Genomic DNA, 13,450 nt, shown 5'->3' with positions numbered 1-13,450 from the left:
CGCTAAGGTGCGCGCCGCCGTGCCGAGTGCCGGCAGGAGCAGCAGATGAAGTCAACGTCAACGAGTCCCGCGCGAACGCTGTGGGACATCTCGCCGGTGGTCGCGCCGGACGCGCCGATCTTTCCCGGCGACGAGCCTTACGCGCTGAAGTGGACCGCCCGCCTGTCCCCGGATTGCCCGGTGAACCTGAGCGCGATCACCATGTCGCCGCATGTGGGCGCGCATGCCGACGCGCCGCTGCACTACGCCGACGGCGTCGCGAGCGCGGCCGAGGTCGACCTCGATCCTTACCTCGGTCCCTGCCGCGTGATCCATGCGATCGGTTGCGGGCCGCTGATCCGTGTCGAGCATCTGGCGCACGCCGCCGCCGACCTCCCTCCCCGCGTGCTGGTGCGCTGCAACGAGCGCGCCGACACGGTCTGGAATCCCGAGTTCACCGCCTACGCGCCGGAGGCCGTCGAATGGCTGGCCGCGCGTGGCGTGACGCTGATCGGCCTGGACACGCCCAGCGTCGATCCCGCGACGAGCAAGACGCTGGACAGCCATCAGCAGTTGCTGCGACTGAACCTGCGCGTGCTCGAGAACCTCGTGCTGGACGAGGTGCCCGCGGGCGACTACGAGCTGATCGCGCTGCCGCTCAAGCTGGCCGGGGCCTGCGCGTCGCCGGTGCGCGCGGTGCTGCGCGCGCTCTGACGCCCGACGAGCGCCGCCGCTCGACATCGCGGCGATTCATCGCCCTTCCCTTTCTTCTCGATCTGTCTGGAACGCTCATGACGACAAGACAAGACTGCCTGGCCCTGGACGCCGCCGATCCGCTGGCGCCGCTCAAGGACCTGTTCTCGCTGCCCGCGGGCACGCTCTATCTGGACGGCAACTCGCTGGGCGCGATGCCCAAGGCGACCGCCACCCGCGTGCAGCAGGTCATCGCCGACGAATGGGGGCGCGACCTGATCAAGAGCTGGAACACCGCCGGCTGGATGGACCTGCCCAGCCGCATCGGCGACAAGATCGGCCGCCTGATCGGCGCCCGGCCGGGCGAGACCATCGTCGCGGACTCGACCTCGCTCAACCTGTTCAAGGTGCTGAGCGCCGCCCTGCGCATCGTCAAGGCCGACGACGCCTCGGGCCGCCGCACGGTCATCGTGTCCGAGCGCAGCAACTTCCCCACCGACCTCTACATCGCCGAGAGCCTGGCCGAGCAGCACGGCATGACGCTGCACCTGGTCGATCACGTCGACGAGATCCCCGGACTGCTCAACGAGCGCCTCGCGGTGCTGATGCTCACCGAGGTCAACTACCGGACCGGCCGCAAGCACGACATGAAGGCGGTCACCGCCGCCGCCCACGCGGCCGGCGCGCTGACGGTGTGGGACCTGGCGCACTCGGCCGGCGCGATCCCCGTCGACCTGAACGGCGCCAACGCGGACTTCGCCATCGGCTGCGGCTACAAGTACCTGAACGGCGGCCCCGGCGCGCCGGCCTTCGTGTGGGCGAACCCGCGTCACGCGGACCGCTTCTGGCAGCCGCTCTCCGGCTGGCTGGGCCATGCGGCGCCCTTCCAGTTCACGTCGAACTACGCGCCCGCGCCGGGCATCAAGCGCTACATCTGCGGCACGCCGGCCATCCTGTCGACGGCGGCGCTGGAATGCGGCGTGGACACGCTGCTGGCGGCCGAGCCCTTCGGCGGCATGGCCGCGCTGCGCGAGAAGTCGCTGGCGCTGACCGAATGCTTCGCCCGGCTGGCCGAGGAACGCTGCGGCGATCAGGGCGTCTACGTCGTGTCGCCGCGCGAGCCCGCGCTGCGCGGCAGCCAGGTCTGCCTGGCGCTGAAGGCGCCGCTGGAGGACGCGAGCTACGCGGTCGTGCAGGCGCTGATCGAGCGCGGCGTGATCGGCGACTACCGCGCCGGCGATCCGACGCGGCTCGCGCAGGTGCCGCACATCCTGCGCTTCGGCTTCACGCCGCTCTATGTCGGCTTCGCCGACGCGTGGGATGCGGTCGAGCACCTGCATCAGGTGCTGGCCACCGGCGAATGGCGCGAAGCGCGCTTCAACAAGAAGGCGGCCGTGACATGAGCTGCCCGATGGGACATGGCGACCGACCCGTCGCCGGCAAGACGGACGCGAGTGCCAGCGTGGGCGCGGGCGGCGAGGCCATCGTCCGCGAGGAAGGCGCGCAGCTCGATTTCTCCAAGGACATGAGCTACGGCGACTACCTGCACCTGGACAAGGTGCTGAGCGCGCAGCACCCGCTCTCGCCCGATCACAACGAGATGCTCTTCATCGTCCAGCACCAGACCTCGGAGCTGTGGATGAAGCTGATGCTGCACGAGCTGCAGGGCGCCGTCGGCAACGTGGCCGAGGATCGCCTGCCCGAGGCCTTCAAGAAGCTGGCGCGGGTGTCGCGCATCATGGAGCAGCTGGTCCACGCCTGGGACGTGCTGGGCACGATGACGCCGCCGGAGTACTCGGCCATCCGCCCCTATCTGTCCAACAGCAGCGGCTTCCAGAGCGCGCAGTACCGGCGCATCGAGTTCATGCTCGGCAACAAGAACGCCGCGATGCTCAAGCCTCACGCGCACCGCCCCGACCTGCTGGCCGAGGTGCAGTCGGCCTTCGAGGCGCCCTCGCTCTACGACGAGGTGCTGCGCCTGATGCAGCGCCGTGGCATCGCGGTGCCGACCTCGCACCTGACGCGCGACTGGACGAAGCCCTACGCGGCCGACGACGGCGTGAAGGACGCGTGGCTGCAGGTCTATCGCGATCCGCAGGCCCACTGGGACCTGTACCAGATGGGCGAGGAGCTCGTCGACCTGGAGGACGCGTTCCGGCTCTGGCGCTTCCGCCACGTGACCACGGTGGAGCGCGTCATCGGCTTCAAGCGCGGCACCGGCGGCACCGGGGGCGTCAGCTACCTGCGCAAGATGCTGGACGTCGTCCTGTTCCCCGAGCTCTGGGCGCTGCGCACGGAGCTCTGAGGCCGGGACGGCGCCCCGCAGCGCCTTCGCGAGCCAAGAAGCGCACGCCCTCGTCTCCGGAAGCCCATCCGGAAGGAAGTCATGGGGGCGTCACTTCTACAATCGCCAGCTTCCGCGCGCGCGGCTGATCCGGCTGCTCCGCGCCCTGCCCGCCAACCCGCCGAGGCTCACCCCATGGACACTCGTCTCTCCCAGATCAAGCTGCGCATCGCCAAGCTGCGCGACGCGCTGCGCAACGCCGGCGCCCACGCCATCCTGGTGCCCTCGGCCGACCCGCATCTGTCCGAGTACCTGCCCGGCCGCTGGCAGGGCCGCGAGGTGCTGTCGGGCTTCACCGGCTCGATGGCGACGCTGGTCGTGACGCTGGACGATGCCCGCCTCTTCGCCGACAGCCGCTACTGGACCCAGGCCGAGCGCGAACTCGAGGGCAGCGGCATCACCCTGTTCAAGATCCCCACCGGCGCCGCGACGCACCACATCGGCTGGATCGCCGAGCAGTTGCAGCCCGGCCAGACCCTGGCCGTCGACGGCCAGGTGCTGGGCCTGGCGCTGGCGCAGCAGCTGCGCGCGGCGCTCGGCGCCAAGGGCATCCGCATGGACACCGGCCTGGACCTGATCGACCAGGCCTGGGACGAGCGCCCCGGCCTGCCCGACGCCCCCATCTACGAGCACGCCGCCCCGCAGGCGACGGTGACCCGCGCCGACAAGCTGGCCCAGGTGCGCGAGGCCATGGGCAAGCACGGCGCGACGCACCACCTGATCTCCAGCGTCGACGACGTGGCCTGGCTGCTCAACCTGCGCGGCTCGGACGTGACCTACAACCCGGTCTTCGTCGGCCATCTGCTGCTGTCGCCGGACGGCGCGACGCTGTTCGTGCAGCCCGGCAAGATCGATGCGGCGCTGACGCAGCGCCTGGCCGCCGACGGCGTGGCGCTGGCCCCGTACGACCAGACGCGCGCCGCGCTGGGCGCGCTGCCGGCCGATGCCCGCGTGCTGATCGATCCGCGCCGCGTGACCCTGGGCCTGCGCGAGGCGCTGCCCGCGACGGCCGCGGTGATCGAGGCCATCAACCCGAGCACGCTGCTCAAGAGCCGCAAGAACGCCGCCGAGGCGGAGTTCGTCCGCGACGCGATGGCGCAGGACGGCGCCGCGATGTGCGCCTTCTACGCCTGGTTCGAGGCGGCGCTGGCGCGCGGCGAGGCGGTCTCCGAGCTGACCGTCGACGAGCGCCTGAGCGCCGAGCGCGCCAAGCGTCCGGGCTTCGTGGGCCTGTCCTTCCCGACCATCGCCGGCTTCAACGGCAACGGCGCGATGCCGCATTACCGCGCGACCGCCGAGTCCTTCGCGCAGATCCAGGGCGACGGCCTGCTGCTGATCGACTCGGGCGCGCAGTACCTGGGCGGCACCACCGACATCACCCGGGTCTGGCCCATCGGCACCCTCACCGACGACCATCGCCGCGATTACACGCTGGTGCTCAAGGGCACGATCGCGCTGTCGCGCGCGGTCTTCCCGCGCGGCACGCTGAGCCCGATGCTGGACGCGCTGGCGCGCGCCCCGCTGTGGGCCCACGGCCTGGACTACGGCCACGGCACCGGCCACGGCGTGGGCTACTTCATGAACGTGCACGAAGGCCCCCAGAGCATCTCCAAGGCCGTGCCCGACGCCAACATGGCGATGGAGCCGGGGATGATCACCTCCATCGAGCCCGGCCTGTACCGGCCCGGCCAGTGGGGCGTGCGCATCGAAAACCTGGTGCTGAACGTCGAGCGCGACACGCCGGAGAAGGGTCAGTTCGGCGCGATGCTGGCCTTCGAGACGCTGACGCTGTGCCCGATCGACACGCGCTGCATCGCGGTGGGGCTGCTGTCGGACGAGGAACTGGCCTGGCTGAACGACTATCACGCCGAGGTGCGCCGCCGCCTGGCGCCGCTGGTCGACGGCGACGCGCTGGCCTGGCTGAACACGCGCACCGAAGCGCTGGCGCGCTGAGCCTCGGGCGGGCGCGCCCGGCACTTCCGTGACCGATGCGACGAACGCCCCGAATGCGTGACCGAAGCGCGATTCTTTACGCCTGGCCTCCCTGGAAGGCCGCCAGCCCGCGGCCTAGAGTTGTCTTCAGGCGATCTGCCTGATGCACGCCAGAGGAGGCGATCATGGACATCAAGCTTTCGCAAGCCCTGCATGGGCGCGGCCGTTCGCACGCCCCGCCCGTTGGCAACGAGGAGCGCGCGCTGCACCGCTTCTCCGATGGCGCGCTGCACAGCGCGCTGATGGTGGCGGTGATCCTGGTGGCCGTGCTGGCCGTCGTGCAGGCCCTGCGCGTGGGCACGCTGATGTGGCAACTGGAGCCGGTCGTGATCCAGGGCAAGTCGCAGAACGTTCCGCTGCCCGCCGCGCCGCAGCCGCTGGAGTCCGCGCAACCCGGCCGCTGACGGCCCCGCAGCCCTCGCGGCGCGCGCCCGCCGTGAGCCCGTGGGCGGCGCCGCGCGCCCGCCCCGGTGCCCGCGTCGCGCGTCACATCTGCCGGAACAGGTGCAGGTAGCTGCGGCTGACCGGCAGGACCTCCGGCCGCGCCTTGAGGTGCAGGTCGGCGGTCTCGTTGGGGCCGCGCGTCACATGGCTGATCGCGTGGAGATTCACCACCACCGACCGGTGCACCTGCACGAAACGCTGCGGATCGAGCCGCTCGATCAGCTCGCGGATCGGCGTGCGGATCAGCGCCTCGCCTTCGCCGGTGACCACCAGCGTGTACTTCTCGTCGGAGCGCAGGAAGAGGATCTCGTCGACCGGGATCAGTTTCAGCGTCGACCCCACCGAGGCGCGAATCCATTGCAGCGGACCGGTGTCGGACGCAAGGCCCGCGCCCGGGATGGGCGCGGCGCCGCCGGTCGCGCCCGGCGTGGCGGATGAGCCCGTCGGACCGGACAGGCCGGGCGGTCTCGCCATGCGCCGCGCGAGCTCGTCGATCACGGCCTCCAGCGCGCGCTGATGCGCATCCGGGCCGGGCCGTGGCGTGGCGGCGGCGCGCTCGGCCAGCCGCTCCTTCAGCCGCCCGACCGTGTCGGCGAGCCGCCCCTCCTCCACCGGCTTGACCAGGTAGTCGATCGCGCCGCGCTCGAAGGCCTGGAGCGCGTATTCCTCGTAGGCGGTGACGAACACCACCTGCGCCTGACGCGCGATCTGCCGCGCCGCCTCCAGCCCGTTCAGGCCCGGCATGTGGACGTCCAGGAACACGATCTGCGGCCGGTGCGCCTCGAACAGCTCGACGGCCTCGCGGCCGTTGCGCGCCTGGGCGACGACCTCGAGCTCGGGCCAGGCCTGCGCGAGGCTGCGCTGGAGGCTGTCGCGCAGCAGCGGTTCGTCGTCGGCGATCAGGGCGGTGGGGGACATGGCGGTCACGGAGGTCGGGGACATCGTGGGGATCCAGGGGATCGGCGTCAACGGAGGGCCGGAAGGTCGTCGCGACGCCACCGGCGGTGGAACGACCCGGACGTCAATGCGGCGTGAAACGCAGCTCGGCGCGCAGACCGTGCGGGCGATTCTCGGTGAGCTCCAGCGTCGCGCTCAGGCCGTAGAACAGCGTCAGGCGCTCGCGCAGATTGCGCAGCCCCGTGCCGGTCCCCATGCTCTGCGTCATGCCGACACCGGTGTCGCTGACCCACAGCCGCACCAGCCCGCCCGCCTCCAGCGCGCCGCCGACCTCGATGCGTCCGCCCTCCTCGCCCGGATCGATGCCGTGCCGCACCGCGTTCTCGACCAGCGTCAGCAGCGCCATCGGCGGGAAGCGCACGATGTCCAGCTCCGGCGGCAGCTCGACGCTGAACGCCAGCCGGTCCGGCATGCGCAGGTGCATCAGCTCCAGGTAGGCGCGCACCAGGGCGGCCTCGTCGGCCAGCCGGGTGCTCTCGCCCTGCAGGCGCGGCATCGCGGCGCGCAGGTAGGCGATCAGGCTGCGCAGCACCGGCGCCGCCTGCGGGGACCCCGTCTCCACCAGCGCCCGCACGTTGGCCAGGGTGTTGAACAGGAAATGCGGCTCGACCTGCGCCTGCAGCAGCCGCAACCGGGCGTCCAGGGCCTGGCGCTCGAGCTCGCTGCGCTCCAGCTCGAAGCTCAGCGCCTGGTTGCGGGCCTCGGCGTCGCGCTGGCGGTAGAGCGCCCCCATCGCCAGCAGCGGCCCCACCACCAGGCCGGAGCCCGCGATCCAGAAGAAGCCCATCACGCGGGCCTCGGACTCGACCAGGCTGGCCAGGTCCCCACCCACGGCCACCAGGTAGACCGCCAGGGTCGCCACCGGCACCGCCGCGGCGACCACCACGACCTGGAACAGCCAGCGCGCCCACCAGCGCGGCAGGCGCCGCGGCCACTGGCCGGCGGCGGAGAACGCCAGCAGGGCCAGCATGCCGACGAACAGCGTGCGACCCAGCAGGACGGGGAACGGGGTGATGAAGATCGGGGCGAGCACCAGCGCGGCCGCGGTGGCCATCGCCAGCGCGAGCAGCACGCGCTGCGGCGTCAGCGAGGAGACGAAGCCATGCCAGGCTTGCGGCGCGGGCGCGCCGTCGGGGACGGGGATCGACATGCCCGCACGATAACGGGCGGGCCGCCGGCATCCAAGCGCGCGCGGGGCCTCAGGCGACGAAGCACGGAATGGGCCCCTTGAGCCACGGGGAAGGGGCGCCTGGGCCCCAGGGCGCGCTCAGGCATACATCCCGATCCGGCACATCACGGCCTCCTTGCCGGCATTGATGGCGAAGCGCAGCGCCTCGGCCGGCGTGGCCCAGCCGTAGCCGCCGGCCAGGTTCTCGTCGCGGAAGGCCTCGCGCTTGTGCACGGACAGCGCCTGGTCCATCCGGACCACGACCACCGCCGCGACATAGCCGAACTGGCGTGGACGCTCGATGGCGCCCGCATAGATCCGGTAGTCCCCGGTATCGATCTCGGCGAAATGCATGGCTGACTCCTGAGGGCCTCGCATCGAGGCGGCTGGGCGGCCCGGGGGCCGGGACATCCGGCGGCCGGGTGCGCCCAGGGCGGGCGCGGCGGAGTCGAACTGTGCGCGGCGATGACAAGGATGGGTAGCCGACCAAGGGGGGCCCTCCAAAGGGGGCCCACCCGCCCTCGGCCCTCCGATGGGGGACTCGCGGGCGAATGCCATTCAAGGATCGGGAAAACGACGCGCGCCAGCGTCCCGCCCACGGCCCGCGCGGGCGATCAGCGACCGGTGATCCGCCGTCGGCGGGCTCAGCCGCGGGTATTGGCGATGCTGGTGTACTCGCGCAGCTCGGCGTCGACGACGCGGCGTGGCGGGGTCTCGGCCGGGCGGACGCCCAGCTCGGGGTGAACGATGTCGTAGGCGCGGCGCTCGGCCGGCGAGACGACGCCATTCTGGTCCGAGTCGGCCGGCGCGTAGATCAGGTTGGGGACCAGGGTGATCGGTTGCTGCGTGGACGTGGTCGACGCGGTGGTGGCGGCGGGCGCGGCGGTCGTGGAGGCGTTGGTCGTGGTGCTGGCGGCGGCGACGCCGGTGCCGGTCGAGGCAGTGGCGCTCACGGCGGCGGGGGCCGGGGCGGCCGCCGGCGCGGCGGCCTGGGTCTGGACCTGCGGGGCGACAACGGGGAGCGCGGCCTGCCATTGCGAGGCGGCATCGGGGGCCGGCGCGGGCGCCGGGGCGGCGTTGCTGGCGCCGGTGTCGGCGGCGGCCAGGCTCACGGCCTGGGCGGACACGCTCACCACGGCCGACGCTTCGGCGCCGTCGTTCGTCACGGCATCCGAGTCACGCGCGCGGGTCGGCTGCCCGGTGGTCGCACCGGGACCGTTCACTGTCGTTGTGTTGTTCAGGGCAGCAATCATGGCGAGCCTCCCACGAGGTTTCCGCGGATTCCGGCCAGCGGATGCCGGGTCCGGGCATGGCCGGACCAGAAGCCTTTCGGGGCATGTCTGCTTTTTCGACCCGATTCCTTGAGACTTTAGGGCGACTTGAGCGGCAATCGCAAATTCTTGATCGGTACAAACCCTAGATTCCCAGCGCCCCGCCCCGCGTCGGTGCGGCATTCGACCGCATCGACGGGCCAGAAGCCACGCGGGAGAAACCCCTGTCGCCTTCGGTTAAATTCCAGCGCATGGGTCTCCGCTCCTTCGCCACCGCACACATTCCGGGCCTGACAGGGCTGACCGGCCCCAAGGCCGTGCCCGACACGGCCTCCGAGGCCTCCTCCTTCGACGCCCTCGTCGCCCGGCTGCATTACCTGCCCAAGGCGGACATCAAGCGCATTCGGGAGGCCTACAAGTTCGCCGACGAGGCGCACCTGGGCCAGTTCCGCGCCAGCGGCGAGCCCTACATCACCCATCCCATCGCCGTGGCCGGCCTGTGCGCCGACTGGCGTCTGGACGCGCAGGCCATCATGGCCGCGCTGATGCACGACGCGATGGAGGATTGCGGCGTCACCAAGACCGAGCTGATCGAGCGTTTCGAGGCCCCGACGGCCGAGCTGGTGGACGGCCTGACCAAGCTGGACAAGCTGCAGTTCTCGACCCGCGAGGAATCGCAGGCGGAGAGCTTTCGCAAGATGCTGCTGGCGATGGCGCGCGACGTGCGCGTCATCCTGATCAAGCTGGCGGACCGGCTGCACAACATGCGCACGATGCAGCACATGGCCTTCGACAAGCGCCGCCGCATCGCCCGCGAGACCCTGGACATCTACGCCCCGATCGCCCATCGGCTCGGCCTGAACGAGATCTACCGCGAGCTGCAGGAGCTCTCCTTCCAGTACATCCACCCGTGGCGGCACGGCGCGCTGGCCAAGGCGGTGGGCAAGGCCCGCGGGCACCGCCGCGACCTGGTCTCGCGCATCGAGCGCGACGTGCAGAAGGCCTTCGCCGAGGCCAACCTGCGCGTGGAGATCCAGGGCCGCGAGAAGACGCTGTTCAGCATCTACAAGAAGATGCGCGAGAAACACCTGAGCTTCGCCCAGGTCAGCGACATCTTCGGCTTCCGCGTGATCGTGCAGGACCTCCCCCAGTGCTACTGGTCGCTGGGCGTGCTGCACCAGATCTACAAGCCGCAGCCGGGCCGCTTCAAGGACTACATCGCGATTCCGAAGCCCAACGGCTACCAGTCGCTGCACACGACGCTGGTCAGCCCGTTGGGCACCCCGGTGGAATTCCAGATGCGGACCGAGGCCATGCACATGGTCGCGGAGAAAGGCGTGGCGGCCCACTGGCTCTACAAGAGCAAGGGCGACGCCAAGGGCGCGCAGCAGCTGGGCTCGCGCTGGCTGCAATCGCTGCTGGACATCCAGGACGAGACCCGCGACGCGACCGAGTTCCTGGAGCACGTCAAGATCGACCTGTTCCCCGACGCGGTCTACGTGTTCACACCGAAGTCCAAGATCATGGCGCTGCCCAAGGGCGCGACGCCGGTGGACTTCGCCTACGCGATCCACTCGGACGTGGGCGACCATTGCGTCGCGGCCAAGGTCAACGGCGAGCCCGTCCCGCTGCGCACCGAGCTGCGCAGCGGCGACGTGATCGAGATCGTCACCGCCGCCGGCGCGCGGCCCAATCCGGCCTGGCTGAGCTTCGTGCGCACCGGCCGGGCGCGCTCCAAGATCCGCCACTTCCTGAAGAACCTGGAGCAGGAGGAATCGCAGGAGCTGGGTCACAAGATGCTGGCCCAGGCGCTGCGCGCCGAAGGCCTGGCGCTGCCCAGCCTGCGCGAGGACGACGAGACCGCCGCCGCGCTGTGGCAGGACCTGGCCCGCTGGGCCGGCAACCGCAACGTGGACGAGCTGCTGGTGGAGATCGGCCTGGGCCGCAAGATCGCCAGCATCGTCGCCAAGAAGCTGGCGCGCACGCTGTCCGAGCAGGGCCAGCGGCCCGACGCGGTGCTGCTGACGATGGGCCGCTTCTCGACCGACGACGCGCCCGCGCAGGGCCAGGTCTTGCTGGACGGCAGCGAAGGCGCGTCGGTGCGCCTGGCCACCTGCTGCCGCCCCATCCCGGGCGACGACATCAAGGGCTACCTGGGCCGCGGCGAGGGCCTGGTGGTCCACACGGCCGAGTGCTCGGTGGGCCGCCGCCTCTTCCAGCGCGACAGCGAGCACTGGATCGCCGTCGGCTGGGCCGAGGAGCTGACCCGCAGCTTCGAGGCCGAGGTCAACGTGCTGATGCGCAACGGCAAGGGCGTGCTGGCGCAGATCGCGACCGCCGTCAGCAGCGCCGAGGCCGACATCACCCACATCGCCATGAGCGACGACTCGCAGCAGCGCGAGACGGCCGAGATGTCGCTGCTGCTGGCGGTGCGCGACCGCCTGCACCTGGCGGACACGCTGCGCACGCTCAAGCGCTCCAGCGCGGTGATGCGGGTCTGGCGCGTCAAGCCCTGACGCGCCGCGTCGATTCGGGGTGCCGGGCCGCGGCGGCGTTCGGGCCGATCCGGTCGATCAGACAGCCGCCGGCTTCGGGTACGACACCTCGACCACCTCGATGAGCTCCACGCCCACCGGCGTGACCAGCTGCAGCTCGTCCCCTTCCTTGGCCTTGAGCAGCGTGCGCGCGATCGGCGACACCCAGCTGACCTCGCCCGCCAGGCTGTCCGATTCGTCGATGCCCTTGATGGTGATGGTGCGCTCCTCCCCCTTCGCGTTCGCGTAGGTCACGGTCGCGCCGAAGAAGACCTGGTCGCTGCCGTGATGGGCGCTGGGGTCGACGACCTCGGCGATGTCCAGGCGCTTGGTCAGGAAGCGCAGGCGGCGGTCGATCTCGCGCAGCCGCTTCTTCCCGTACAGGTAGTCGCCGTTCTCCGAGCGGTCGCCGTTCTTGGCGGCCCAGGAGACGATCTCCACGATCTTGGGACGCTCGTCGTCCAGCAGGGTCATGAACTCCGCCCGCAAGCGGGCGTAGCCCTGCGGCGTCATGTAGTTGCGCGAGCCCTTGGGCAATGCGGGCAGCGAGGGGCTGTCGTCGTCGTCATCGCCGGCGGCGTCGGATTCCTTGGTGAAGGCCTTGCTCATCCCGGCATTGTCACCAAGAACGTCGGCCCCTGGCCGCCTCACCATGAGGATCCCCCTCTGATGCGATCGGTGGCCCAGGCGCTATCGTGGTCCGATCGCGCCGGGCGCGCCAACTGGGGACGAGGGCATGGACGAAGGGATGGAGACCCATCGCGCGGGACCACTGGCGGGACTGCGGATCGTGGAGTTCGCCGGCATCGGCCCGGCGCCGTTCGCGGGCATGGTGCTGGCCGACTTCGGCGCCGAGGTCACCGTGATCGAACGCCCCGGCGGCGAGTCGCGGCTGGGCGGCGGGTCGGCGCTGAACCGCGGCAAGCGGGTCCTGCGGGCCGACCTCAAGACGCCGGCGGGACTGGCGCTGGTGCGCGACCAGGTCGCCAGCGCAGACGCCTTGATCGAAGGCTTCCGACCCGGCGTGATGGAGCGGCTGGGCCTGGGTCCCGACACGCTGTGCGCGGCGCATCCGCGGCTGGTCTATGCCCGCCTCACGGGCTGGGGACAGACCGGGCCGCTGGCGCGCACCGCGGGCCACGACATCAACTACGTCGCCCTCACCGGCCTGATGCCCGCCGCGGCGCGTGAAGGTCATGGCCCGGCATTGCCCGCCACGCTGCTGGGCGACATCGGCGGCGGCGCGCTGACGATGCTGTTCGGGCTGATGTGCGCGCTGTGGGAATCGCGCCGATCCGGTCGGGGCCAGGTGATCGACGCGGCCATCCTCGACGGGGTCGGCTACATGGGCTCGCTCATCCAGGCGCTTCGCGCCGACGGGCTCTGGAGCGACGATCCGGCGCGCAACTTCTTCCTGCATCAGTCGCCCTACTACGACTGCTTCGAATGCGCCGACGGCCGCTGGCTGTCGCTGGGCGCGATCGAACCGCAGTTCCACGCCGAGCTGATGACGCGGCTGGGATTCGTGCCCGTGCCGCCGCAGGACGATCCGGCGCAATGGCCGGCCTTGCGGGCCCGGGTCGCGGCGCGCCTGCGGGAGCGGCCGCTGGCCGAGTGGGTGCTCGTGTTCGGGGGCAGCGACGCCTGCGTCACGCCGGTGCTGACCGCCGCCGAGGCACCGCTACATCCGCAGCAGCAGGCTCGGCGCAACTTCTTCATGCGAGACGGCGTTGCCTGGGCGATGCCAGCGCCGAAGTTGTCGCGCACGCCGGCGACGCCGGCAGGAAATCGCGGGGAACTGGCGGACGATATTCGCACCGAGTAAGACCATACTCGGCTGAACACCCCTCCGATACTTGGCGCCGCGGAGAATGGAAGTCCCATCGGACGACGTCCATACACCCCCCGCGCGAGGAGCGCGCAAAGAAAAAGGCCAGTGTCGTGAAACACTGGCCTCTGATTGGTGCGGCTGGCAGGATTCGAACCCACGACCCCTTGGTTCGTAGCCAAGTACTCTATCCAACTGAGCTACAGCCGCAATATCTTTTTAGAAACTCATACAAGACAT

12 protein-coding genes and 1 tRNA gene are annotated in these 13,450 nt (G+C 70.8%); 7 read left to right on the top strand and 6 right to left on the bottom strand.

The window, feature by feature from the left end; translation table 11 throughout:
* Positions 1–45: 45 nt before the first annotated feature.
* The 5 genes from kynB (at position 46) to MCHT01_RS26805 (ending at position 5,412) form a co-directional block, all read left to right on the top strand.
* Positions 46–693 carry an arylformamidase gene (gene kynB, locus MCHT01_RS16770; RefSeq protein ID WP_067066618.1) on the top strand — a complete coding sequence of 216 codons (648 nt, stop codon included), beginning with the start codon at positions 46–48 and terminating at the stop codon, positions 691–693.
* A 77-nt stretch (positions 694–770) separates the two neighbouring features.
* Positions 771–2,075, top strand: a complete 1,305-nt coding sequence (gene kynU / locus MCHT01_RS16765; protein WP_067066616.1) for a kynureninase — start codon at positions 771–773, stop codon at positions 2,073–2,075.
* Complete coding sequence (gene kynA, locus MCHT01_RS16760; RefSeq protein WP_174549063.1) at positions 2,072–2,977, top strand: tryptophan 2,3-dioxygenase; 906 nt, start codon at positions 2,072–2,074, stop codon at positions 2,975–2,977. Before kynU ends, kynA begins: the two co-directional genes overlap by 4 nt.
* A 174-nt stretch (positions 2,978–3,151) precedes the next feature.
* Positions 3,152–4,969: an aminopeptidase P family protein gene (locus MCHT01_RS16755; protein WP_067066613.1), complete on the top strand. Its 1,818-nt coding sequence runs from the start codon at positions 3,152–3,154 to the stop codon at positions 4,967–4,969.
* A 164-nt stretch (positions 4,970–5,133) separates the two neighbouring features.
* Positions 5,134–5,412, top strand: coding sequence for a hypothetical protein (locus tag MCHT01_RS26805; RefSeq protein WP_067066611.1), 279 nt, complete (start codon positions 5,134–5,136; stop codon positions 5,410–5,412).
* A gap of 82 nt (positions 5,413–5,494) precedes the next feature.
* Here MCHT01_RS26805 and MCHT01_RS16745 read toward each other — a convergent pair whose 3' ends face one another.
* The 4 genes from MCHT01_RS16745 to MCHT01_RS16730 all read right to left on the bottom strand — a co-directional run bounded on the left by MCHT01_RS16745 (position 5,495) and on the right by MCHT01_RS16730 (position 8,830).
* Entirely contained in the window at positions 5,495–6,394 is a 900-nt protein-coding gene (locus MCHT01_RS16745; RefSeq protein ID WP_245643363.1) for a LytR/AlgR family response regulator transcription factor, read from the bottom strand.
* A gap of 79 nt (positions 6,395–6,473) precedes the next feature.
* Positions 6,474–7,559 (bottom strand): sensor histidine kinase, encoded by a 1,086-nt coding sequence (locus MCHT01_RS16740; protein ID WP_067066610.1) that lies wholly within the window; start codon positions 7,557–7,559, stop codon positions 6,474–6,476.
* 117 nt (positions 7,560–7,676) lie between these two features.
* Positions 7,677–7,931, bottom strand: a complete 255-nt coding sequence (locus MCHT01_RS16735; protein WP_067066608.1) for a hypothetical protein — start codon at positions 7,929–7,931, stop codon at positions 7,677–7,679.
* A gap of 290 nt (positions 7,932–8,221) precedes the next feature.
* A complete protein-coding gene (locus MCHT01_RS16730) occupies positions 8,222–8,830 on the bottom strand; it encodes a hypothetical protein (RefSeq protein WP_148661570.1) in 609 nt (202 codons plus the stop codon).
* A gap of 269 nt (positions 8,831–9,099) precedes the next feature.
* Here MCHT01_RS16730 and MCHT01_RS16725 point away from each other — a divergent pair, with 269 nt between their 5' ends.
* Positions 9,100–11,364 carry a RelA/SpoT family protein gene (locus tag MCHT01_RS16725; RefSeq protein WP_067066605.1) on the top strand — a complete coding sequence of 755 codons (2,265 nt, stop codon included), beginning with the start codon at positions 9,100–9,102 and terminating at the stop codon, positions 11,362–11,364.
* Positions 11,365–11,421: 57 nt separating this feature from the next.
* On the opposite strand, the gene greB is transcribed toward MCHT01_RS16725, so the two are convergent.
* Positions 11,422–11,991: a transcription elongation factor GreB gene (greB, locus tag MCHT01_RS16720; protein ID WP_067066603.1), complete on the bottom strand. Its 570-nt coding sequence runs from the start codon at positions 11,989–11,991 to the stop codon at positions 11,422–11,424.
* A gap of 139 nt (positions 11,992–12,130) precedes the next feature.
* Here greB and MCHT01_RS16715 point away from each other — a divergent pair, with 139 nt between their 5' ends.
* Entirely contained in the window at positions 12,131–13,207 is a 1,077-nt protein-coding gene (locus MCHT01_RS16715; protein WP_067066842.1) for a CaiB/BaiF CoA transferase family protein, read from the top strand.
* A gap of 136 nt (positions 13,208–13,343) precedes the next feature.
* Here the strand turns inward: MCHT01_RS16715 and MCHT01_RS16710 are convergent.
* Positions 13,344–13,420: transfer RNA gene (locus tag MCHT01_RS16710), tRNA-Arg, on the bottom strand.
* Positions 13,421–13,450 lie beyond the last annotated feature (30 nt).

The sequence above is a fragment of the Mitsuaria chitosanitabida ATCC BAA-476 = NBRC 102408 genome (assembly GCF_001598255.1).
GTDB lineage: Bacteria > Pseudomonadota > Gammaproteobacteria > Burkholderiales > Burkholderiaceae_C > Roseateles > Roseateles chitosanitabidus.
Note: the sequence above shows the minus strand (reverse complement) of the source record. Positions and strands in the feature narration are given on the sequence as shown.